Source organism: Burkholderia territorii (assembly GCF_001718335.1).
Classification (GTDB): Bacteria; Pseudomonadota; Gammaproteobacteria; order Burkholderiales; family Burkholderiaceae; genus Burkholderia; species Burkholderia territorii.
Genome location: NZ_CP013365.1, coordinates 1,994,976 through 2,015,567, shown reverse-complemented (window position 1 = coordinate 2,015,567; position 20,592 = coordinate 1,994,976). Strand labels below are relative to the sequence as shown.

Genomic DNA, 20,592 nt, shown 5'->3' with positions numbered 1-20,592 from the left:
GAGGAAGCCAGATGAACGTCAGCGCGTTCGACCTGTTCAAGATCGGCATCGGCCCGTCCAGCTCGCACACGGTCGGCCCGATGATCGCCGCGTGCCGCTTCGCGTCGCACATCGAGGACGCGAACCTGCTCGGCTTCGTGCGCCGCGTGCGGGTCGAACTATACGGCTCGCTCGGTGCAACGGGCAAGGGCCACGGCACCGACAAGGCGGTGCTGCTCGGCCTCGAGGGCCATTTGCCCGACACGATCGACCCCGACCTCATCGAGCCCCGGCTTGCGACGATCCGCGCGGAGAAGTCGCTGGCGCTGCTCGGCAAGCAGACGATTCGCTTCGACGAGAAGGAGAACATCGGCTTCTATCGCAAGCTGATGAGCGGCACGAGCATCGTGCATCCGAACGGAATGCGCTTCCAGGCGTTCGACGAGCACGGCCAGTTGCTCGTCGAGAAGGAGTATTACTCGATCGGCGGCGGCTTCGTCGTGAACCGCGACGGCGATCGCGTGAACGGCGTGCGCGCGGCGGCCGACGTGCCGTATCCGTTCCGCACCGGCGACGACCTGATGCGCCAGTGTCGCGAACACGGGCTGTCGATCGCCGAAGTGATGCTGCGCAACGAATGCGCGCTGCGTTCCGAAGACGAGGTGCGCGCCGGGCTGCTCACGATCTGGCGCACGATGGCCGCATGCGTCGAGCGCGGCTGCAAGGTCGAGGGCGACCTGCCGGGCCCGATGCGCGTGAAGCGCCGCGCGGCCGAGCTGAACGGGCGCCTGCGTGCGCGTTCGGAGGAATCGCTGCGCGACCCGCTGTCGATGCTCGACTGGGTCAACCTGTACGCGATGGCCGTCAACGAGGAGAACGCGGCGGGCGGCCGGGTCGTCACCGCGCCCACGAACGGCGCGGCCGGCGTGATCCCCGCCGTACTGCACTACTACGTGAAGTTCGTGCCGGGCTCGAACGAAGCCGGCATCGTCGAATTCCTGCTGACGGCCGCGGCGATCGGGATCATCTACAAGGAAACGGCGTCGATCTCCGGTGCGGAAGTCGGGTGCCAGGGCGAAGTCGGCGTCGCGTGCTCGATGGCCGCGGCCGCACTCGCCGCGGTGATGGGCGGCACGCCCGACCAGGTCGAGAACGCGGCCGAGATCGGCATGGAGCACAACCTCGGCATGACCTGCGATCCCGTAGGCGGGCTCGTGCAGATTCCGTGCATCGAACGCAACGCGATGGGCGCGATCAAGGCGCTGAACGCTTCGCGGATGGCGCTCAAGGGTAACGGCCAGCACTACGTATCGCTCGATTCGGTGATCAAGACGATGCGCGAGACGGGTGCCGACATGAAGACGAAATACAAGGAAACGTCGCGCGGCGGTCTCGCCGTGAACGTCATCGAATGCTAACGAAGGATCACTAACATGAGCCGCTACTCGATATTCAGCCTGTTCCGCAACGGCCTCTCGTATCACGAGAACTGGGAAAAGCAGTGGAGGAGCCCGGAACCGAAGAAGGAATACGACGTCGTGATCGTCGGCGGCGGCGGCCACGGCCTCGCGACCGCCTACTACCTCGCGAAGGAGCACGGGATCACGAACGTCGCGATCCTCGAGAAGGGCTGGATCGGCGGCGGCAACACCGCGCGCAACACGACGATCGTGCGCTCGAACTACCTGTGGGACGAATCGGCCGCGCTGTACGAGAAGGCGATGAAGCTGTGGGAAGGGCTGTCGCAGGATCTCAACTACAACGTGATGTTCAGCCAGCGCGGCGTGATGAACCTCGCGCACACGCTGCAGGACGTGCGTGACACCGAGCGTCGCGTGAATGCGAACCGCCTGAACGGCGTCGACGCCGAATTCCTGACGCCCGCGCAAATCAAGGAAATCGAGCCGACGATCAACCTGAACAGCCGCTACCCGGTGCTCGGCGCATCGATCCAGCGCCGCGCGGGTGTCGCGCGTCACGACGCGGTGGCCTGGGGCTTCGCGCGCGGCGCCGACCGCGCGGGTGTCGACATCATCCAGAACTGCCAGGTCACGGGCATTCGCCGCGACGGCGGCGCGGTGGTCGGCGTCGATACGGTGAAGGGCTTCATCAAGGCGAAGAAGGTCGCGGTGGTGGCCGCCGGCAACACGACGACGCTCGCGGACATGGCCGGCATCCGTCTGCCGATCGAGAGCCACCCGCTGCAGGCGCTCGTGTCGGAACCGATCAAGCCGGTCGTGAACTCGGTGATCATGTCCAACGCGGTGCACGCGTACATCAGCCAGTCCGACAAGGGCGACCTCGTGATCGGCGCGGGTATCGACCAGTACACCGGCTTCGGCCAGCGCGGCAGCTTCCACATCATCGAAAGCACGCTGCAGGCGATCATCGAGATGTTCCCGGTGTTCTCGCGCGTGCGGATGAACCGCCAGTGGGGCGGCATCGTCGACGTGTCGCCGGACGCATGCCCGATCATCACGAAGACCGACGTGAAGGGCCTCTACTTCAACTGCGGCTGGGGTACCGGCGGCTTCAAGGCGACGCCGGGCTCGGGCTGGGTGTTCGCACACACGATCGCCCGCGACGAACCGCATCCGCTGAACGCGCCGTTCGCGCTCGACCGCTTCTACACGGGCCACCTGATCGACGAGCACGGCGCTGCCGCCGTCGCGCACTGATCCCCGCACTGAACCAGGAGAAAGAAACATGTTGCTGATCGAATGTCCGTGGTGCGGGCCGCGCGCCGAATCCGAGTTCACGTGCGGCGGTGAAGCCGACATCGTGCGCCCGGTTGCGAACGAGAACATGACCGACCGCGAATGGGGCGAATACGTGTTCATGCGCGAGAACAAGCGCGGTATCCACCGCGAGCAGTGGCTGCATACGCAGGGCTGCCGCCGCTGGTTCAAGGTCACGCGCGACACGGTGACCTACGATATCAAGGGCTACGAAAAGTTCGGCGGGGCTGCCACCAGTGGCGCGGCTGCCGGCAACGCACACGAAGAGGGCACGAGCAAATGAGCCAGAAAGACCGCCTCGGCACCGGTGGCCGCATCAATCGCGCGATTCCGCTGACGTTCACGTTCAACGGCCGCACGTATCAGGGCTTCCAGGGCGACACGCTCGCGTCCGCGCTGCTCGCGAACGGCGTGCACTTCGTCGCGCGCAGCTTCAAGTACCACCGTCCGCGCGGGATCGTGACGGCGGACGTCGCGGAACCGAATGCCGTCGTGCAGCTCGAGACCGGCCCGTACACGGTGCCGAACGCGCGCGCGACCGAGATCGAGCTGTACCAGGGCCTCGTCGCGACGAGCGTGAACGCCGAGCCGTCGCTCGAGAACGACAAGTACGCGATCAACCAGAAGTTCTCGCGCTTCATGCCGGCCGGGTTCTACTACAAGACCTTCATGTGGCCGCGCAACATGTGGCCGAAGTACGAGGAGAAGATCCGCGAGGCCGCCGGCCTCGGCAAGGCGCCCGAAGTGCTCGACGCCGATCGCTACGACAAATGCTACGCGCACTGCGACGTGCTCGTGGTCGGCGGTGGCCCGTCGGGCCTCGCCGCCGCGCATGCGGCCGCGACGGCCGGCGCACGCGTGATCCTCGTCGACGATCAGCGCGAACTCGGCGGCAGCCTGCTGTCGTGCCGCGCGGAGATCGACGCGAAGCCGGCGCTGCAGTGGGTCGAGAAGATCGAGGCCGAATTGCGCAAGCTGCCGGACGTGACGATCCTGTCGCGCAGCACCGCGTTCGGTTATCAGGACCACAACCTCGTGACGGTCACGCAGCGCCTGACCGATCACCAGCCGGTGTCGATGCGCAAGGGCACGCGCGAGCTGCTGTGGAAGATTCGCGCGAAGCGCGTGATCCTCGCGACCGGCGCGCACGAGCGTCCGATCGTGTTCGGCAACAACGACCTGCCGGGCGTGATGCTGGCCGGCGCGGTGTCCACCTACATTCATCGCTACGGCGTGCTGCCGGGCCGCAACGCAGTCGTGTTCACGAACAACGACCGTGCGTACCAGACCGCGCTCGACCTGAAGGCGTGCGGCGCGAAGGTGACGGTCGTCGATTCGCGTGCGTCGTCGAACGGCGCATTGCCCGCCGCCGCGAAGCGGCAGGGCGTGACGGTGATGAGCGGCGCCGTCGTGACGGCCGCTTCGGGCAAGTGGCGCGTATCGTCGGTCGACGTCGCGTCCTACTCGAACGGCCAGACCGGCGGCAAGCTGCAGTCGCTGCCGTGCGATCTCGTCGCGATGTCGGGCGGTTTCAGCCCGGTGCTGCACCTGTTCGCGCAGTCGGGCGGAAAGGCGTGCTGGAACGACGAGAAGGCCTGCTTCCTGCCGGGCAAGCCCGTGCAGGCCGAAGCGAGCGTCGGGGCGGCCGCCGGCGAGTTCGGTCTCGCCCGCGCGCTGCGGCTCGCGCTCGACGCGGGCGCCGAAGCGGCGAAGGCTGCGGGCTTCACCGCCGCGCAACGCCCCGTCGCGCCGCAGGTCGCGGAAACCGTCGAAGGCGCGCTGCAGCCGTTGTGGCTCGTCGGCAGCCGCGAGGCCGCCGCACGCGGGCCGAAGCAGTTCGTCGACTTCCAGAACGACGTGGCGGCAGCCGACATCCTGCTGGCCGCGCGCGAAGGCTTCGAGTCGGTCGAGCACGTGAAGCGCTACACCGCGATGGGCTTCGGCACCGATCAGGGCAAGCTCGGCAACATCAACGGGATGGCGATCCTCGCGCAGGCGCTCGGCAAGACGATTCCGGAAACGGGCACGACGACGTTCCGCCCGAACTACACGCCCGTGTCGTTCGGTACGTTCGCGGGCCGCGAGACGGGCGACTTCCTCGACCCGATCCGCAAGACTTGCGTGCACGAATGGCACGTCGAGCACGGTGCGATGTTCGAGGACGTCGGCAACTGGAAGCGGCCGTGGTATTTCCCGAAGAACGGCGAAGATCTGCATGCGGCCGTGAAGCGCGAATGCCTCGCGGTGCGCAACAGCGTCGGCATTCTCGACGCGTCGACGCTCGGCAAGATCGACATCCAGGGTCCCGACGCGGTGAAGCTGCTGAACTGGATGTACACGAACCCGTGGAACAAGCTCGAGGTCGGCAAGTGCCGCTACGGGCTGATGCTCGACGAAAACGGCATGGTGTTCGACGACGGCGTGACGGTGCGCCTCGCCGACCAGCATTTCATGATGACGACGACCACCGGCGGCGCGGCGCGCGTGCTCACGTGGCTCGAGCGCTGGCTGCAGACCGAATGGCCCGACATGAAGGTGCGGCTCGCATCCGTCACCGATCACTGGGCGACGTTCGCGGTGGTCGGCCCGAAGAGCCGCAAGGTCGTGCAGAAGGTATGCCAGGACATCGACTTCGGCAACGAGGCGTTCCCGTTCATGAGCTACCGCAACGGCACCGTCGCGGGCGTGAAGGCGCGTGTGATGCGGATCAGCTTCTCAGGCGAACTCGCCTATGAAGTGAACGTGCCGGCCAATGCGGGCCGCGCGGTGTGGGAAGCGTTGATGGCGGCCGGCGCCGAATTCGACATTACGCCGTACGGCACCGAAACGATGCACGTGCTGCGCGCGGAGAAGGGCTACATCATCGTCGGCCAGGATACCGACGGCTCGATCACGCCGTACGACCTCGGGATGGGCGGGCTCGTCGCGAAGTCGAAGGACTTCCTCGGCAAGCGTTCGCTGTCGCGCTCGGATACCGCGAAGGAAGGCCGCAAGCAGTTCGTCGGCCTGCTGACCGAGGACGAACAGTTCGTACTGCCGGAAGGCGCGCAGATCATCGCGAAGGACACGCAGGTGTCGGCGGTCGATCCGACGCCGATGATCGGCCACGTGACGTCGAGTTATTACAGCCCGATCCTGAAGCGCTCGATTGCGCTGGCGGTGGTGAAGGGCGGCCTGAACAAGATGGGCGAGAGCGTCGTGATTCCGCTGGCCAACGGCAAGCGCGTCACCGCGAAGATCTCGAGCCCGGTTTTCTACGATACCGAAGGGGTGCGCCAGCATGTGGAATGAAACCAGAAACCAGTCGCAAGTGGCCGGCGCGGGCGTGACGCTTGAATCGCCGTTCGTCGGCGCGGCCGATGTGCTGAAGCCGCATCAGGCGCGCGCGTCGAAGAAGTTCATGCTGCGCGAACGGGCGTTCCTCGATCTCGTGAACGTGCGCGGCGAGCTGAGCGACCCGGCATTCGTCAGCGCGTTCGAGCGCGTGGTCGGCTGCCGGCCGCCGTCGGAACCGAACACGGTCGCGCGCGGTGCCGAGTACGACGTGCTGTGGCTCGGTCCCGACGAGTGGCTCGTGCGCTCGAACGGGCCCGTGCAGGCGGGCGTGCTCGAGGCGCAACTCGCGGAGGCCGTGCAAGGTTCGTACGCGGCGGCCGTCGACGTCGGCAGCGGCTACACGGTCGTCGAGGTCAGCGGCGAACGGGTGCGCGACGTGATCGCGCGCGGCTGCCCGCTCGATCTGCATCCGCGCGTGCTCAAGCCGGGCCAGTGCGCGCAGTCGCACTACTTCAAGTCGCCGATCACGCTGCTCCCGACCGGCGACGACACGTTCGAGATCGTCGTGCGTCGCAGTTTCGCCGACTATTTCGTGCGCATCATGCTCGACGCCGCGGCGCCGCTCGCATCATGAAGCCGTTCGACGAACCGTTCGTGGCGATCGACGCGCCGCGCCTGCGCGGGCGCGGCTGGAGCGTGTTCGTCGACGAACTGAAGGTGCCCGCGCGGATCGGCATCCACGCGCACGAGCACGAGGCGCCGCAGCCGATCGTGATCGATGCGCGGCTCGGGTATCGCTGCGAGCCGAGCGAGCAGGGCGAGTGGATCGACTACGACGGCTACTGCGCGCGTGTCGCGTCGTTCCTGTCGCACAAGCCGCATACGCGGCTGCTCGAAACGCTCGTCGCCGATCTCGCGGTGATGTCGTTCCGCGAATGGCCCGCGCTGGAGTCGCTGACGCTGTCGATGTACAAGCCGAAGATCCGGCCGGGGACGAAGCGCGTCGGCGTGTCGCTCGACTGGACGCGCGGGGATTACCTGCGGTGGACGGGGGCGGCGGGCCAGCTGTGACGGGTTGAGCGACCCGTGTCGTTCCGGAGCGGCGCGTCACATGACGCGCCGTTTCTCTATATGGCGCTTACCTGGCGTTGCGGCTCGCGGCGGGCGCGGCGGCCGACAGATCGCTGACGGGGATCATGCGCGCGTTCGTATCGTTCGCGGCGTTCGCGTCTTTCACGCCCTTCGCGTCGTCCTCGGGTTCGAGCACGAAGCGGAACGTGTCGACGCGCTGCATCACCTTCGCCGCATACGCGTTCGATCCGCCATAGCTTTTCAGCCCGGCCTGCACGTTGCCGCCGGCTGCGCGCACATAGCCGGACAGGATCCTGGAGCCGGCTTCGACGTTCGCATTCGGCTCGGTCAGGTCCTTCACGTTGCGCAGCATGCCACGGTGCGCGGAGGGCACGACCTGCATCAGCCCGGTCGCGCCATGCTGGCCGCGCGCTTTTTCCTGGAAGCGCGATTCGATCGAAATGATGGCGTAAACGAGTGCCGGAGGCAGCGAATATTTCGTCGCAGTCATGTTCACGATGTCGGCGAGCTTCGCGGCGCGCTCCTTCGCGACACCGAATTTCTTCGTCAGATAGGACGTGATGCGGCGGTTTGCTTCGTTTGGCTGATCGTTCGCGAACGGCGCGGAGGCCTCGGCCGGCGCGGAGGCGGTCGCCTCGGGCGCGGAGGCAGGCAATGCGGGCGCCTGTTGCGCCGAAGCCTGGTGCGCGATGCCGAGCGAAAGCACGATCAGCCAGAGAAACCGTGGTCGCATGGTGGAGTGCGGGGAAATGGGAGGCGCATAGTATATCGGCCAATCGCCGCATGTGTGCGAGCGCGGGCTCGAGTGAAAGCGCGATGTAGGCTTGTGTCGGCGCGGGCGTCACACGGGCGGGATGGTTGCGCGGGCACATATCGGAGTCCCGATCAGCGCGCCCGGATTTCTTCTCTCGTCCCCTATTTCATACGTGGGCCAAGGCCCGTTATTAGCGGGAACAGGCCCTGGCGAGCCGCCGATGCAGGCTATGCCCGCCGCGCGCTCGCGACCCCCGCAAGTGCACCGATCGCATCGCTGACGAGCACCGCGAGCAGCCCGACGATCACGCCGCCCTGCAACACGAATGCCGTGTTCGACGTCTGCAGGCCGGCGATGATCACGTCGCCCAGCCCGCGCGCGGCAACCGTCGACCCGATCGTCGCGGTGCCGAGATTGATCACGACCGCGAGGCGGATGCCGTTCACGATCACCGGAAACGCGAGCGGCAGCTCGACCGACACCAGTTGCTGCCATCCGCTCATGCCCATTCCGCGCGCGGCTTCGACGACATCGCGCGACACGTCTTCGAGCCCCGCGATCGTGCTCTCGAAAATCGGCAGGAGCCCGTATAGAACGAGTGCGATCAGCACGGGTTTCAATCCGAAACCGACGGCCGGAACCGCGAGCGCGAGCACCGCGACGGGCGGGAAGGTCTGGCCGATGTCGACGACGCTGCGCGCGACCGGCAGGAAGTCCGCGCCGGACGGCCGCGTGACCGCGATGCCGGCCGCGACCGCGACCACCGTGCCGATCAGGCTCGACAACGCGACGGTGCCGAGATGCGCGAGCGTGAGCTCGAGCAGGCTCGCGCGATCGTAGATGACGGGCGCGCCATTGTCGGCGAACGGCGCGAACATGCCCTGGAGCCACGCGGGGCGCAGCAGCAATACGAGCAGCAGTGCGAGCGCGGCGGCACGCGCCGCGAACGCGGGAAGGCTGCGGGGAAGGGGCGAACGCGACGGTCGCGTACCGCGCGTTGCATCCGGCGTCGTCATGCGGGCTTCCTCGCATGCGCGCGGATCGCATCGAGCGTAATGCGTCGTCTGTCGTGTCCTTCGTCGCCGCCGTTGTCACCACCATCGTCGACCGGCAGCGCATCGACACCGCGCCACAGCAGCTCGGACACCGCATCGCGCAGCGTGCGCGTCGCGGCGATCGGCTCGCCGTCGGCGTGACCGGGCTCGGCCACCGCGTCGATCGGCGTCAGCGCGAGCAGGCGCAGCGGCCGGTCGACGCCGGCGACGAGCTGCTCGACGACACCCGCGGCGGGCTTGCCGAGAATCTCGGCCGGCGACGCGACCTGCAGCAGCCGCCCGCCGTCCATCACCGCGATCGTGTCGCCGAGCTTCAGCGCTTCCTCGATATCGTGCGTGACGATCACGACCGTGATGCCGAGCCGGCGCTGCAGCGCGTAAAGATCGTCCTGCGCCTTGTTGCGGATGATCGGATCGAGCGCGCCGAACGGCTCGTCCATCAGCAGCATCGCGGGCTCGGCCGCGAGCGCGCGCGCGACGCCGACGCGCTGCTGCTGGCCGCCCGACAGTTCGTGCGGCAGCTTGTCCGCGAATTCGGCCGGTGCGAGATGAAACAGGTCGAGCAATTCGCGCACGCGCGCGTCGATACGCTCGGCCGGCCAGCCGAGCAGACGCGGCACGGTTGCTATGTTGCGCGCGACGCTCCAGTGCGGAAACAGGCCGTGCCCCTGGATCACGTAGCCGATGCGCCGCCGCAGCTGCTCGGGCGGCACGCTCGCGGTGTCGACGCCGTCGATGCGGATCGTGCCGGCGCTCGGCGCGATCAGCCGGTTGATCATGCGCAGCAGCGTCGACTTGCCACTGCCCGACGCGCCGACGAGCGCGGTGATCGTGCCTTGCTTCATCGTCAGCGATACGTCGTCGACGGCCACGATGTCGCCGAAGCGTTTGCCGATGCGTTCGATCTCGATCATGCGGTACGTCCCTTCGCGAGCGTGGTCGCGGCTTCGAATACGACGGCGGCCGCCAGCGCGAGCGCGATCGTCGGAATCGCGCCGAGCAGCACGAGATCGGCGGCCGATTGCCCGATTCCCTGGAAGATGAAGGTGCCGAAGCCGCCGCCGCCGATCAGCGCGGCAACCGCGGTCAGCCCGATGTTCTGCACGAGCACGATGCGCACGCCGCTCAGGATCACCGGCAAGGCGAGCACGAGATCGACGCGCAGCAGCCGTTGCGCGCGCGTCATGCCCATCGCGCGCGCCGCTTCGGTCACGTGCGACGGCACCTGCTCGAGCCCGACCGCGACGCTCGACGCGATGGGCAGCAGCGAGTAGAGAAACAGCGCGAGCACGGCCGGCGCGACGCCGATCCCGCGGATGCCGAGCGCCGCCGCGAGCGGCACGTGCGCGGCAAGCAGGCCGAGCGGCGCCATCATCAGCCCGTACATCGCGATGCTCGGGATCGTCTGCACGATATTGAGCACCGGCATCACGATGGTGCGCACCGGTGCGATCCGCGCGCATGCGATGCCGAGCGGCAGGCCCGCGACGAGCGCGGCCGCGACCGAGCCGCCCGCGAGCGCGATGTGCCGGATCGCCTCGCGCCAGAAGTCGTCGCTGCGCACCGCGTATTCGCGCATCACCGACAGGCCGTCCCACCAGCCGCTCGCGAGCGGCACCGATATCGCCGCGATCGCGACGACGAGCGCGACGAGGCGCCGCCACGGGCCGAAGGCGAGCCGCGCGAGTGCGTCGGCGACCAGCACGGCCCACGCGAACAACAGCAGCCAGACGCCTGCCGCCGGCGACACGCGTGCGAGCGGGTCGTCGGCCGCGACGAGGTGCGCGGCCGCGGCGCCGACCGCATAGGCGAGCGTCGCGAGCCACGTGCAGCCGGCCGCGAGTCGCCACGCGGGGCGGCTCGCTGTCATCGCCCACAACGCGCCGACGACCCACAACGCCGCGAGCGCGGCCCCCTGCATGGCGGGCAGCGCGGCGAACGTCGACAGCCCCGTGCCGGCCGCGATGCGGTTCGGCCGGAGTACCATGAACGGCATGCCGAATACCGCGACGATCGTCAGGACACCAATCAGGATGCCGACCTTGTCGAGCGTGACGCGCCGAGCGGACGGCACCGCGCGATCCGTCACTTGACGAAGCCTTTCGATTTCAGAAAGCTCTTTGCCACGCCGGCGGCCGGTTCGCCGTTGATCTGGATGCGCGCGTTCAGCATCTGCAGCGTCTTCAGGTCGAGGCTCGCGAACACCGGATTCAGGTACTCGGCGATTTGCGGATGCGCCTTGAGCACGACCTCGCGAATGACCGGTGTCGGTGCGTAGACGGGTTGCACGTGCTTGTCGTCGTCGAGTACGACGAGGCCGCTCGATGCGATGCCGCCGTCGGTGCCGTACACCATCGCCGCGTTCACGCCGTCGGTCTGGTTCGCGGCGGCCTTGATCGTCGCGGCCGTGTCGCCGCCCGACAGCACGACGAGCTGATCGGGTTTCAGCTTGAAGCCGTAGGCCTTCTCGAACGACGGCAGCGCGGACGCGCTGTTCACGAATTCGGCCGACGCCGCGAGCTTCAGCTTGCCGCCGCCCGCGATCCACTTGCCGAAATCGGAGAACGTCTTCAGGTGCTGCGCTTGCGCGACCGGCGCGAGCACGGCGACGCCCCACGTGTTGTTCGCGGGCGCCGGTGCGAGCCACACGAGATGGTTCGCCGCGTAGTCGAGCTTCTTCGCGGTCTCGTAGCCCTGGCTCGCGTTCTTCCACAGCGGATCGTCGGCCTTGTTGAAGAAGAACGCCGCGTTGCCCGTGTATTCGGGGTAGATGTCGATCTCGCCGCTCGTGAGCGCCTTGCGCACGATCGGCGTCGTGCCGAGCGCGATCTTTTCGGTGACGGGGATACCATGGGCCTTCAGCACCTGTGCGATGACGTTGCCGAGCAGGTTGCCTTCGGTGTCGATCTTCGACGACACCACGACGGGCGTGTCGGCATGTGCGCCGGGGGCCACGACAGCGGCGGCGAACGCGAGGCCCAGGATTCGGGCGGGCAGGGCGAGCTTCATCGGGGCCAATCTCCAGTACGGGACGTACGCCGAAAGTTACTTGACTGAGTCGGCTTTGGCAAACCATGTGCGGCGGCCCGTCCACAGCGCGCGTGTGGGCATCCTGCGTGCGTCGCGTGTCGTTGTTACACTGGAACGCATTCCCGCCTGCGGACATTTGCTGACATGAAACCCGAGCTGCTGGTCCTTATCGCGCTGCGTGGCGACGCGCACCGCCAGATCGCCGCATCATACGACGTCCATCATGCAGCGACCGCCGAGGAGCGAGAGCGCGCGATCGCCGAACACGGCGGCACGATCCGCGCGGTGTTGACCAACGGCAGCACGGGCCTCACGGCCGCCGAAATCGATCGGCTGCCGCAGCTCACGTTCGTCAGCGCGCTGGGTGCCGGCTACGAGCACATCGACGTCGCGCATGCGAAGGCGCGCGGCATCACCGTGGTGACGGGCGCGGGCACCAACGACGATTGCGTTGCCGATCATGCATTCGCGCTGCTGCTGGCGGCGGTGCGCAGCGTCGTGCAACTCGATGCGAGCGCCCGCGCCGGCGTGTGGCGCGACGCGTTGCAGATGCCGCCGAACGTGTCGGGCAAGAAGCTCGGCATCGTCGGGCTCGGCAAGATCGGCGAGAAATGCGCGCGGCGCGCGGCCGGCTTCGACATCGAGATCGGTTATCACAATCGTTCTGCGAAGGATGTGCCGTATCGCTATTTCGACCGGGTCGATGCGCTCGCGCAATGGGCCGATTTCCTGATCGTCGCGACGCCGGGCGGCGCCGGCACGCGTCACCTGATCGATCGCGCGGTGCTCGACGCGCTCGGCCCAGGCGGGTTTCTCGTGAACGTGTCGCGCGGCAGCGTTGTCGATACCGCTGCTTTGGCGGAGGCGCTGTCCGAACGTCGCATCGCGGGCGCCGGGCTCGACGTGTACGAAGGCGAGCCCGAGCCGCCGCGCGCGCTCACGGCACTCGACAATGTCGTGCTGACGCCGCACATGGGCGGCTGGTCGCCGGAGGCGTTCGATCGTTCGGTCCAGCAGTTTCTGGACAACGCCGCGCGGCATTTCGCGGGGGAGCCGGTGCTGACGCCGGTATGAACGGTGCGGCGCCGCGTGCGAAAGGAATGAAAGGCGCGCCGGTACGAACGTGAGCCGGCACTCGGCGTCATGCACATGCAATCGGCAGCGATCGCATGTGCATGTTGGTCAGTCGTGCCGATCGACCGTGCCGGCTCAGGACGAAACCAGCGGCACCGTCACGGACGTGCCTGCCGGATCGAGCGCGAGGCCCGTGCCGGGTGTCGGCCGCAGCGTCGCCTCGTTGTCGCTCGACAACACGACGAGGCCGAGCTTGTGACCGGCTTCGAGCTTGTAGTCGCGCGGCATGAACGTCAGCTTCAGGTCGTACGGCATCCCCGGCAGCACGGGCTGCGAGAACCAGTCCGACACGCGATTGCGCGGATCGGTCCATGCGCGCGTGACGATCGTCGCCGAGCCGTCCGGTGCGCGGTCGACCAGTAGTGCCGTTACGTTCGCGACACCGGTGAAGGTCAGCCGCACGCGCGCGGTCGCGGTGCCGGACAGGCGCGTCGCGGCCGCGAACGGCGCTGTCTCGAAGCGGCTGCGATGCTCGCCGGTCGCGGCGTTCGCCAGCGTGAGCGCGGGGATCGACGCATCGTCGGTGAAGCGCGCGAGCGGGCCGCCGCTCGGCACCCGCAACAGTGTGCCGGTGCCCGTGCCGTCGCCGCCCGCGAAGTACGCGACTGGCGTGGCGTGTCGCGCGGCCCAGTCGGCTTCCTTCAGCAGCGTGCCATCGGCCTGCTCGACCACCGCGCGCGGATCGCGTTCGACGCCGTTCTCGATGCCGATCAGATAGCGCGTGAACCAGCGGTTCACTTCGGCGGTCCACGCATCGGCCATTGCCGGTACGCGCGTCGGGTCGGTGTGCTTCAGGCGATGCAGCCACAGTTGCGTCGGCACGCCCTGGCGCCGCATCGCCAGATACCACGAGGTCGACTGGTCGACGCGCACGTTGTCGTCGGTCAGCCCCTGCGCGACGAGTGCCGGCGCGACCGCGTGTGCGGTCGGGATGTCGCGCGCGGCCCAGAACGGCGAATAGTCACCCGTCTTGCGATCTTCCTGTTGCAACGCCTCGTCGATCAGGTGCGTGCAGCGCTCCGGATGCGCGTTCGTCAGGAGTGCCTTGATATAGACGTCGACGTCCTCGCCCTGATAGCCCTCCGGCGCGCGAACGAGCCCGCCCGAGCGGTAGTAGCCGTACATGTTCGACAGTCCGGCGATCGGCACGATCGCGTCGAGCCCGCGCGTGCGCAAACTCGCGACCATCTTCGGCAGCGTGCCGTCGTACGACACGCCGTACATGCCGACGTGGCCCGTCGACCAGTTCGCGACGACCGGCTTGCCGCTCGCATCCTTCGCGGTCGCATCCCGGCCGAGCCAGCGGATCACCGACGCCATCGCGACGGATTCGTCGCGGGTGAGGATCGTCGGGCAGCCGTCGGAACCGGCGGTGCCGAGCGAATCCGCATAGACGATCGTGAAGCCGCGCGGAATGAAGTAGCCCTCGATCCACGAACGGCCGGCCGCGGCTGCCTCGAGATGCTGCAACATGCGCGTCTGTGGCGCCGCGGCCATGATGCGCGCGGACGCGCCATTGGCTGCCGCGGCCGCAGTGGCGGACGGATGCGGCGTGCCGTCGAGTTCGACGTCGACGTCGTGGTTCGGGCTGTCGGCGAGTCCGGCGTAGTACGGGCTTGCGAGCACGATGACGGGCGTGCGCGCGCCGTTGGCGGTTTCCGACGGACGTACGATGCGCACGTGAATGCGGTCGCGCGTGCCGTCGCCGTCGGAGTCGACCGGCGTGTCGACCCACGCGTTTTCCTCGATCGTGCCGCCCGATAGCGACGGCTGAACCTGACCGTTGGCGATCACCGGCTTGTAGCGCCCGCCGCTGGCCGGATTCGCATACGGGACACCGGACGGCGACACGCGCCGTTGCGCATCGTCACCCTGCTGATCCTGGTTTTGCCCTTGCCCTTGCGCTTGCGCTTGCGCGAGTGCGGACACGCCCGCCACGCTGCCGCCGTCATCGCCGCCGCACGCGGCGAGCGTCGCGGCCGCGACCAGCGCGGGTAGCCATGCGCGGCGCGTTCCTCTGAAATGAAATTGCATTGCCGACCTCGTTCTTTTGATTGTGTGGATACGACCGTTCCGCGATACGCCCCCTGCGGGCCGGGCCGATTACTGCATGAAACGAAAGGGAAACCGCGCCATCGACACAACGCCGGGCTGCATGCTCGGGTCGGAAGGCAGTGGCTTCGTACCGCATGTAATGCAGGACTGCGAATTAAATGTCCGCATGCCGCGTGCCCCTCCAGGTGAGACGGAACGACATCATTCGATGAGGCGGGGATGTTGCGAACTGCGGTGTTGCGCTGCGGGAAAACACGACGCGACGCGCGTGCGGCGACGGAATGAAACGGATCGGCGGTTTCGGCCGCGCCGCGCGTCGTGATGGCTTGCCGGTTCGCGTTTGCTTTCCGGAAGCTTGCGCAAAAGTTATCTCAGTGAAAACGGCGTGTCAAACTTTTTTAACCATGGGTAAAAAATATTTGAAACACCGCCGGTGCCGGGCCTGCGGCGTGCTTGCGACGCCTGAGTTCAGCGACGCGCCTGCCGCCGCATCGTGCGCGTCGCCCGATGCAAAACGGGCGATGACGAATCTTCCTCGCCATCGCCCGCTCGCTGGATGCTTTCAGTTCAGTCTTCCTGCCATTCATGAATGCCTGTGAGGGTCACCCGTCGTCGGCCTTCGCCTGCAGATCCTTCAGCCCCTGAATCACGACCAGCAGTGCGCGCCCGTGCTCGTCGGAGCCGTCCCAGGCATCGACGATCGCGTCGCGCAGCAGGTCGTTGTACCGGCGGCGCGCCGGGCCGGTATCGACGCCATAGAAACTGCATAGCTTGTTGAATGGCGCGCTGCGTCGCAACCGATGTCCGTTCGACAGCCGAAGACGCGACACGGTTGGCTGGCTGACTCCGGAAAGCCGTGCAATTTCGCTGGACGAGCGCGTATCCGCCATCAGGCGGCGTAACAGGTCTTGAACAGGAAAATCGTGGTCCGGGGCTTCCATGCGATGCATTATACCTATACAGTTACAGTTGTTGAATGGGCTTGCTGTCACCGGCGAGGCTGTATCCCGAGAAAGTTGATGACACTGAAACACCTCCCTCCCACGTTCTGCTGGACAAAGATCGGTACCGAGTCCGGCGAGGAACTGCCGACCGTCGTGCTCCGCAAGGAATGGGAGCGCCGGCTCGGGGGCGGGCGTTTTCTGTGGGGGATCAACCAGCCGCTCGGCAATAGCGCGCAAGTCGCCGCGCATCGCACGGGCTCGTTGCTCGCGCTGTTTTCGCCGGTCGCGTCGCGCACGCGGCCGGGCGAGCGCCGGCGCGAGGATGCACTGCTGTGGAATGCATGGATCGACGCCAGCGGCCAGGTGCGGCCGCTGCCGCCGCACACGTTCATCGCGAGCCGCTCGACGCTGCCGTCGGGCCGGCGTCGCGAACAGCACTACGCACTCGTCTGCGCATCGTCCACCGCACTGACGGTCGGCACGCAACTGCGCGTGTTTCCCGATCATCTGCGCAGCGTGAGCACGGGCAAGCCGCTCGGCGTCGCGCAGGGCGCGGCCGTGGTCGATTGCGTCGGGCGCGCGAAGGAACAAACCGGCAAGAGCTATCCGCTCGCGTTGTCGGTCGAACTCGAAGCGCCGTATTTCGTGCGGCTCGCGCAGCCGTGCGTGCTGAAGGCGCGCGATCTCGCCGAGGTCAACAAGGCGACGCGCGCCGGCGATCTGGATCGCTTCGTCGAGCTGGTCGCGCGCTTGCGCGGCCGTTCGCCGACGGATGCCGTGCGCGGCGTCACGCGCGACTTGTTCGACGTGCCGCCGATCGAAACGGCGGCCGCGTACGTCGCGCCCACGCATGTCGCGCGACTGCGCAGCCGGCCGGCGGCCGAGCATCCGCGCGAGCTCACCGGCGACCTGTTCGATCTGTCGCCCGGCGAAGCGGCCGCGTTCGGCGGTCTCGCGCATTCGCGCATCGGGCGCGCGTGACGTTCGCGCCGCTCATGTGCGGCGCGTGATGCGAAACGGGAAAGCTGAATGCGCGTGTAGCGGCACGCGTGCGGGTGGCCGCCGTTTCGGCGCGCGCAAGAATTTGTTGCAATCTCGCCATGGCGCATCGGCGAGCGTCGCGCGACAATCGCCACGAAGCGCGCCGCGCGGTGGACGTGCGTCGACGCGGGGTGCCCGCCGTCGTTCACGCCGCCGACATGCGCACCGCGCATGCTGGGCGTCGGCTTGCTTCACACTGCAATCCTGAGGGAGAAGTGTCGATGTCGACCCACATCTGTTCGCGGGAAGCTCAAGCGGCGCAACGCTTCGTCGAAGCGACGCGCAACGTCGAGCAGGCGTTTCGCGCCGTGCGCGGCGAAAGCGACGACGACATCTCGTCGGCCGGGTATGCACGTGCAATGTCGCGCCTCGATCGCGCGCTCGACGAGCTGGCGCGTGCGCAGGAATGCTTCGATCGCATGGTGAGCGCCGACGCGACGCACGGCAACTGAACGCGATTCGCGGCGTCCGCTTGCGCTTTCGCCGCTACGGTTTTTCGTTTTGGTTCGTCGGCGTGCGCAGGTTGATGCAGTCGTGCGCGACGAGTGACTGCAGCGTCGTGAGGTACTAGCGCGCCGCGAAATGCGCGAGCGCGCCGACCACCGCCATCTTCATGTCAATCCACTGCTACGCGTAGCCGCCGTGCTGGAACGACGTCGCGAAGAACTGCATCTGGTAGCGGATTGCGTGCGCCCAGTAGTCCCAAGTATGTCCGCCCGGACGCTCCGCATAGTCGTGCGGCACACCGAGCGCGACGAGCCGTTGATGCAGCGTGCGGTTCGAGCCGACGAACGAGTCGTCGCGGCCGCAGTCGATCGTCAGGTCCAGATGTGCGCGGACGAACGCGCGCGCGCTTTCGACGATCGCGTTGCGATTCCAGAACGACGGATGGCGGCCGGGATCGCCGAATACGTGATCGATGCCCGGTTCGTCCTCGCAGCAGCGCGGATCGACCGCGCCGCTGATGCTGCCCACCGCGCCGAACGTGTCGGGCCGGTCGAGCGCGATGCGCAGCGCGCCGAAGCCGCCCATGCTGAGCCCGGTGATGGCGCGCGCGCCCTTGGTCGCGATCGATCGGAAGTGCATGTCGACATACGACACGACTTCGTCGCCGACGAAGGTTTCGTAACGGCTGCCCGAGTCGAACGGACTGTCGATGTACCAGCTTTCGTGCCCGCCGTCGGGCATCACGAGGATGACGCGGTAGCGATCGGCCAATGCGGCGATGTGCGTGTTCGCGGTCCAGTCGGTGTGGTCGCCGCCGGAGCCGTGCAGCAGGTAGACGACCGGAAAGCGCTCGACGCTGCGTTCCGGGCCGTGGCGCGGGCGTGTGTAGTCGTCGGGCAGCACGACGGTCGCCTTCAGCGTCTGGTTCATCGCCGCACTCGGGATCGCGACGACCCGCGTCTGAAAAGCGAGGGCCGGGCCCGCGGCGGCGAGCAGCAGCAGTAGCCAGAACGCGCGTACCAGATTCATGGAGCCTCGCATCGGGAAAACCCTGTGAGGCGACTCTAGCAACCGTGCCTTTCAGCCAAATTTCGGCGAAACCTACGGGTTGTCAGGTGGCGGGGGGCGTTCGTATCAGGCGAGGCAGCGTGCGAGCCGCCACACCGGATGGCGCTCCGGTATATCGGCTGACGCTCGCCGGTAGCCGGGCTCGCCCGTATCGCTTTCCTTCCCGCCACTACCCGACCGCCCGACCTACGCCCCGTGCTGGCTCTCGATCTCCGCGCGCAGCCGTGCCTCCTGTTCCTGCAGTTCCGGCGTGAATGCGTCGCCGAAGTCCTCAGGCGAGAAGACCTGGCGGATCTCGATGTCCGATTCGGTGGGCATCGGATTCGGGCAGCGCTTGACCCATTCGACGGCTTCTTCCATCGAATTCACTTGCCACAGCCAGTAGCCGGCGATCAGTTCCTTGGTTTCGGCAAACGGGCCGTCGATGACGGTCCGGTCCTTGCCGGAGAAGTGCACGCGCTTGCCGCGCGAACTCGGGTGGAGCCCTTCGCCGGCCAGCATCACGCCGGCCTTCACGAGTGCCTCGTTGTACTGGCCCATCGCGGCCAGCAGTTCGGTGTCGGGCATCGTGCCCGATTCGGAAAAGGCCGTGGCCTTGACGATTACCATGACGCGCATTGTCGCTACTCCTTGTACGTGAAAGGGGAGTCCTCAACCGGCCGGCCATGCGGACGGCAAAACGATCGGTTACGACACTACGACGCATGGCGCGCGCGCGAATCGACATCGAGCGAAAAAAAATCTGATGACCGCGTGCGCCAGCCGGCGGATTCGCGTGCAGGCCGCTCATGCTGCAGCGCGCCGGAGCCGCCGGTCAAAACTGGTATGCTGGTCAGCATTACGTTCACGTGGAGGGCGCCATGGCAACGAAGGAAGTCTCGAAGAAAAAGTACCTGAAGATTCTGAACAAGCGCCTGCGTGCCGAGCCGGATGCGCCGGCCGGCGCGTCGTTCGTGTTCTTCCCGCTCGGCGCGAAGGCGAAGCATGCGACGGGCGTCATATGCGGCGAGCCGCGCAGCAAGCGCGAACTTGCGGTGATGGCCGCGATCCAGAGCAAGGCGGCCGCCGAATTCGTCGTGACCGGCGCCTGACCGGCGACGGGCTGCCGCGCCCGGCGATCACACGCGGCAGCGCGTGCATTACGCCGCAGTCGCCTCGCAATGCGCAATCACACCGGCGATCACGCGCGCGATGTTGTGCGTGATCGCCGGGCCATGCATCGGCAGGATGATGTCGAGATCGAGCGTCTGGATGCGGCGCAATGCGCTCGCCAGGTGTGCAAGCGACGGCAGGTAGTCCGAGCGCGTGATCGCGTCGAGGATCGCCGGCAGCGGGTCGTCGGTCTCCTCCCTGCCGAAACGCATCAGGATGTCCGACGACAGCAGTGCCTTGTACGCCGGCAGATACACGACGAGCGCGTCCCACTGATGCACGTGCTTGGTAAAGATCGGCACGACGTCGATGCCCGACAGCGTCGTCTGCTCGCCGTCTTTCAGCGGAATCGCGCGCACGCCGAACACGTCGGCAAGCCCCCATGTACACATCGGATGTCCGTACGCGACCAGCGCCGGGTTGGCCGCGAGGAAGTCGGGCAGCGCGCCCATTTCGTCGGCCTCGAAGTGCGGGACGATCACGTTGCTGACCATCGACGGCGCAATGCCGACGGTGTCGAGCGCCGCGCTCAGTTGCGTGAAGTTGGAACGCGTGCCCGTTTCGACGCACAGCACGTCGCCGTGCGGCGATCGTACGAAGAACTGGCTGAAGCTCAGATTCAGCGTGTCGACGTAGGACGTGGCGCGAAACAGGCCGTCGCGGACGGCGTCGATTCGGGAGGCGCTCATCGGGGATCCTCGCGCAGGGAAGGGGCGGAGCCGCGCGGCCTGCGCACCGCGTATCGCGGTGCCGGCACACGGCGGCAGTCGATCTTCCGATCCAGTCTAGCAGTGCCGCTCCGGATCCGCGAACCGGGGCAACCCCGT

The 20,592-nt window shown here is 67.3% G+C and carries 21 protein-coding genes; 11 read left to right on the top strand and 10 right to left on the bottom strand.

The window, feature by feature from the left end:
• The first annotated feature begins 11 nt into the window (after positions 1 to 11).
• From WS51_RS08925 to WS51_RS08900, 6 genes are read left to right on the top strand one after another with little or no spacing between them, the layout of a single operon-like run.
• Positions 12 to 1,397: an L-serine ammonia-lyase gene (locus WS51_RS08925; protein WP_059504285.1), complete on the top strand. Its 1,386-nt coding sequence runs from the start codon at positions 12 to 14 to the stop codon at positions 1,395 to 1,397.
• A 15-nt stretch (positions 1,398 to 1,412) separates the two neighbouring features.
• Positions 1,413 to 2,657 carry a sarcosine oxidase subunit beta family protein gene (locus WS51_RS08920; RefSeq protein WP_059452154.1) on the top strand — a complete coding sequence of 415 codons (1,245 nt, stop codon included), beginning with the start codon at positions 1,413 to 1,415 and terminating at the stop codon, positions 2,655 to 2,657.
• Positions 2,658 to 2,685: 28 nt separating this feature from the next.
• Positions 2,686 to 3,000: a sarcosine oxidase subunit delta gene (locus WS51_RS08915; RefSeq protein ID WP_059452155.1), complete on the top strand. Its 315-nt coding sequence runs from the start codon at positions 2,686 to 2,688 to the stop codon at positions 2,998 to 3,000.
• On the top strand, positions 2,997 to 6,008 hold the full coding sequence (locus WS51_RS08910) for a sarcosine oxidase subunit alpha family protein (RefSeq protein WP_059773010.1): 3,012 nt from the start codon (positions 2,997 to 2,999) through the stop codon (positions 6,006 to 6,008). The genes WS51_RS08915 and WS51_RS08910 overlap by 4 nt, the downstream gene beginning before the upstream one ends.
• The gene (locus WS51_RS08905; RefSeq protein WP_059504279.1) at positions 5,998 to 6,627 is read left to right on the top strand and encodes a sarcosine oxidase subunit gamma; all 630 of its coding nucleotides are present in this window, start codon (positions 5,998 to 6,000) and stop codon (positions 6,625 to 6,627) included. Before WS51_RS08910 ends, WS51_RS08905 begins: the two co-directional genes overlap by 11 nt.
• The gene (locus tag WS51_RS08900) at positions 6,624 to 7,064 is read left to right on the top strand and encodes a dihydroneopterin aldolase (protein ID WP_059452158.1); all 441 of its coding nucleotides are present in this window, start codon (positions 6,624 to 6,626) and stop codon (positions 7,062 to 7,064) included. The genes WS51_RS08905 and WS51_RS08900 overlap by 4 nt, the downstream gene beginning before the upstream one ends.
• A 67-nt stretch (positions 7,065 to 7,131) precedes the next feature.
• Here WS51_RS08900 and WS51_RS08895 read toward each other — a convergent pair whose 3' ends face one another.
• From WS51_RS08895 to osmF, 5 genes are all read right to left on the bottom strand, one after another.
• Positions 7,132 to 7,818 carry a lytic transglycosylase domain-containing protein gene (locus WS51_RS08895; RefSeq protein WP_069228966.1) on the bottom strand — a complete coding sequence of 229 codons (687 nt, stop codon included), beginning with the start codon at positions 7,816 to 7,818 and terminating at the stop codon, positions 7,132 to 7,134.
• A gap of 248 nt (positions 7,819 to 8,066) precedes the next feature.
• Positions 8,067 to 8,855: an ABC transporter permease gene (locus tag WS51_RS08890; RefSeq protein WP_069228965.1), complete on the bottom strand. Its 789-nt coding sequence runs from the start codon at positions 8,853 to 8,855 to the stop codon at positions 8,067 to 8,069.
• Positions 8,852 to 9,808 (bottom strand): ABC transporter ATP-binding protein, encoded by a 957-nt coding sequence (locus WS51_RS08885; protein WP_059773003.1) that lies wholly within the window; start codon positions 9,806 to 9,808, stop codon positions 8,852 to 8,854. The genes WS51_RS08890 and WS51_RS08885 overlap by 4 nt, the downstream gene beginning before the upstream one ends.
• On the bottom strand, positions 9,805 to 10,983 hold the full coding sequence (locus WS51_RS08880) for an ABC transporter permease (protein WP_069228964.1): 1,179 nt from the start codon (positions 10,981 to 10,983) through the stop codon (positions 9,805 to 9,807). Before WS51_RS08880 ends, WS51_RS08885 begins: the two co-directional genes overlap by 4 nt.
• A complete protein-coding gene (osmF, locus tag WS51_RS08875) occupies positions 10,980 to 11,903 on the bottom strand; it encodes a glycine betaine ABC transporter substrate-binding protein OsmF (protein WP_059452163.1) in 924 nt (307 codons plus the stop codon). Before osmF ends, WS51_RS08880 begins: the two co-directional genes overlap by 4 nt.
• 165 nt (positions 11,904 to 12,068) lie before the next feature.
• On the opposite strand from osmF, the gene WS51_RS08870 reads away from it, so the two are divergent.
• Positions 12,069 to 12,998 carry a 2-hydroxyacid dehydrogenase gene (locus WS51_RS08870; protein WP_069228963.1) on the top strand — a complete coding sequence of 310 codons (930 nt, stop codon included), beginning with the start codon at positions 12,069 to 12,071 and terminating at the stop codon, positions 12,996 to 12,998.
• Between the two features lie 135 nt (positions 12,999 to 13,133).
• Here WS51_RS08870 and WS51_RS08865 read toward each other — a convergent pair whose 3' ends face one another.
• Positions 13,134 to 15,092 carry a Xaa-Pro dipeptidyl-peptidase gene (locus tag WS51_RS08865; protein WP_069228962.1) on the bottom strand — a complete coding sequence of 653 codons (1,959 nt, stop codon included), beginning with the start codon at positions 15,090 to 15,092 and terminating at the stop codon, positions 13,134 to 13,136.
• A 302-nt stretch (positions 15,093 to 15,394) separates the two neighbouring features.
• On the opposite strand from WS51_RS08865, the gene WS51_RS32020 reads away from it, so the two are divergent.
• Positions 15,395 to 15,712 (top strand): hypothetical protein, encoded by a 318-nt coding sequence (locus WS51_RS32020; protein ID WP_155773574.1) that lies wholly within the window; start codon positions 15,395 to 15,397, stop codon positions 15,710 to 15,712.
• A gap of 3 nt (positions 15,713 to 15,715) precedes the next feature.
• On the opposite strand, the gene WS51_RS08860 is transcribed toward WS51_RS32020, so the two are convergent.
• Entirely contained in the window at positions 15,716 to 16,054 is a 339-nt protein-coding gene (locus WS51_RS08860; RefSeq protein ID WP_044844401.1) for a helix-turn-helix domain-containing protein, read from the bottom strand.
• A 78-nt stretch (positions 16,055 to 16,132) separates the two neighbouring features.
• Between WS51_RS08860 and WS51_RS08855 the strand changes: the two genes are divergently transcribed.
• Together WS51_RS08855 and WS51_RS08850 are read left to right on the top strand one after the other, a co-directional pair.
• The gene (locus WS51_RS08855; RefSeq protein ID WP_059504263.1) at positions 16,133 to 17,038 is read left to right on the top strand and encodes a hypothetical protein; all 906 of its coding nucleotides are present in this window, start codon (positions 16,133 to 16,135) and stop codon (positions 17,036 to 17,038) included.
• Positions 17,039 to 17,319: 281 nt separating this feature from the next.
• Positions 17,320 to 17,550 (top strand): hypothetical protein, encoded by a 231-nt coding sequence (locus WS51_RS08850; protein WP_059504261.1) that lies wholly within the window; start codon positions 17,320 to 17,322, stop codon positions 17,548 to 17,550.
• A 175-nt stretch (positions 17,551 to 17,725) separates the two neighbouring features.
• Here the strand turns inward: WS51_RS08850 and WS51_RS08845 are convergent, their stop codons facing one another.
• Positions 17,726 to 18,574 carry an alpha/beta hydrolase gene (locus WS51_RS08845; RefSeq protein WP_174905953.1) on the bottom strand — a complete coding sequence of 283 codons (849 nt, stop codon included), beginning with the start codon at positions 18,572 to 18,574 and terminating at the stop codon, positions 17,726 to 17,728.
• 225 nt (positions 18,575 to 18,799) lie between these two features.
• A complete protein-coding gene (locus WS51_RS08840) occupies positions 18,800 to 19,231 on the bottom strand; it encodes a YciI family protein (RefSeq protein WP_059452170.1) in 432 nt (143 codons plus the stop codon).
• Between the two features lie 242 nt (positions 19,232 to 19,473).
• Here WS51_RS08840 and WS51_RS08835 point away from each other — a divergent pair, with 242 nt between their 5' ends.
• Complete coding sequence (locus WS51_RS08835; RefSeq protein WP_059504249.1) at positions 19,474 to 19,704, top strand: hypothetical protein; 231 nt, start codon at positions 19,474 to 19,476, stop codon at positions 19,702 to 19,704.
• Between the two features lie 48 nt (positions 19,705 to 19,752).
• Here WS51_RS08835 and WS51_RS08830 read toward each other — a convergent pair whose 3' ends face one another.
• Positions 19,753 to 20,454: an oxygen-binding di-iron domain-containing protein gene (locus WS51_RS08830; protein ID WP_069228961.1), complete on the bottom strand. Its 702-nt coding sequence runs from the start codon at positions 20,452 to 20,454 to the stop codon at positions 19,753 to 19,755.
• Between the last annotated feature and the right edge of the window lie 138 nt (positions 20,455 to 20,592).

Coding starts and splice junctions, on each gene's coding strand:
- WS51_RS08885 (WP_059773003.1), bottom strand. CDS start 9,808: ATGATCGAGATCGAACGCATCGGCAAACGCTTCGGCGACATCGTGGCC.
- WS51_RS32020 (WP_155773574.1), top strand. CDS start 15,395: ATGAAACGGATCGGCGGTTTCGGCCGCGCCGCGCGTCGTGATGGCTTG.
- WS51_RS08900 (WP_059452158.1), top strand. CDS start 6,624: ATGAAGCCGTTCGACGAACCGTTCGTGGCGATCGACGCGCCGCGCCTG.
- WS51_RS08850 (WP_059504261.1), top strand. CDS start 17,320: ATGTCGACCCACATCTGTTCGCGGGAAGCTCAAGCGGCGCAACGCTTC.
- WS51_RS08830 (WP_069228961.1), bottom strand. CDS start 20,454: ATGAGCGCCTCCCGAATCGACGCCGTCCGCGACGGCCTGTTTCGCGCC.
- WS51_RS08925 (WP_059504285.1), top strand. CDS start 12: ATGAACGTCAGCGCGTTCGACCTGTTCAAGATCGGCATCGGCCCGTCC.
- WS51_RS08860 (WP_044844401.1), bottom strand. CDS start 16,054: ATGGAAGCCCCGGACCACGATTTTCCTGTTCAAGACCTGTTACGCCGC.
- WS51_RS08895 (WP_069228966.1), bottom strand. CDS start 7,818: ATGCGACCACGGTTTCTCTGGCTGATCGTGCTTTCGCTCGGCATCGCG.
- WS51_RS08865 (WP_069228962.1), bottom strand. CDS start 15,092: ATGCAATTTCATTTCAGAGGAACGCGCCGCGCATGGCTACCCGCGCTG.
- WS51_RS08870 (WP_069228963.1), top strand. CDS start 12,069: ATGAAACCCGAGCTGCTGGTCCTTATCGCGCTGCGTGGCGACGCGCAC.
- WS51_RS08890 (WP_069228965.1), bottom strand. CDS start 8,855: ATGACGACGCCGGATGCAACGCGCGGTACGCGACCGTCGCGTTCGCCC.
- WS51_RS08835 (WP_059504249.1), top strand. CDS start 19,474: ATGGCAACGAAGGAAGTCTCGAAGAAAAAGTACCTGAAGATTCTGAAC.
- WS51_RS08855 (WP_059504263.1), top strand. CDS start 16,133: ATGACACTGAAACACCTCCCTCCCACGTTCTGCTGGACAAAGATCGGT.
- osmF (WP_059452163.1), bottom strand. CDS start 11,903: ATGAAGCTCGCCCTGCCCGCCCGAATCCTGGGCCTCGCGTTCGCCGCC.
- WS51_RS08920 (WP_059452154.1), top strand. CDS start 1,413: ATGAGCCGCTACTCGATATTCAGCCTGTTCCGCAACGGCCTCTCGTAT.
- WS51_RS08915 (WP_059452155.1), top strand. CDS start 2,686: ATGTTGCTGATCGAATGTCCGTGGTGCGGGCCGCGCGCCGAATCCGAG.
- WS51_RS08840 (WP_059452170.1), bottom strand. CDS start 19,231: ATGCGCGTCATGGTAATCGTCAAGGCCACGGCCTTTTCCGAATCGGGC.
- WS51_RS08905 (WP_059504279.1), top strand. CDS start 5,998: ATGTGGAATGAAACCAGAAACCAGTCGCAAGTGGCCGGCGCGGGCGTG.
- WS51_RS08845 (WP_174905953.1), bottom strand. CDS start 18,574: ATGAATCTGGTACGCGCGTTCTGGCTACTGCTGCTGCTCGCCGCCGCG.
- WS51_RS08910 (WP_059773010.1), top strand. CDS start 2,997: ATGAGCCAGAAAGACCGCCTCGGCACCGGTGGCCGCATCAATCGCGCG.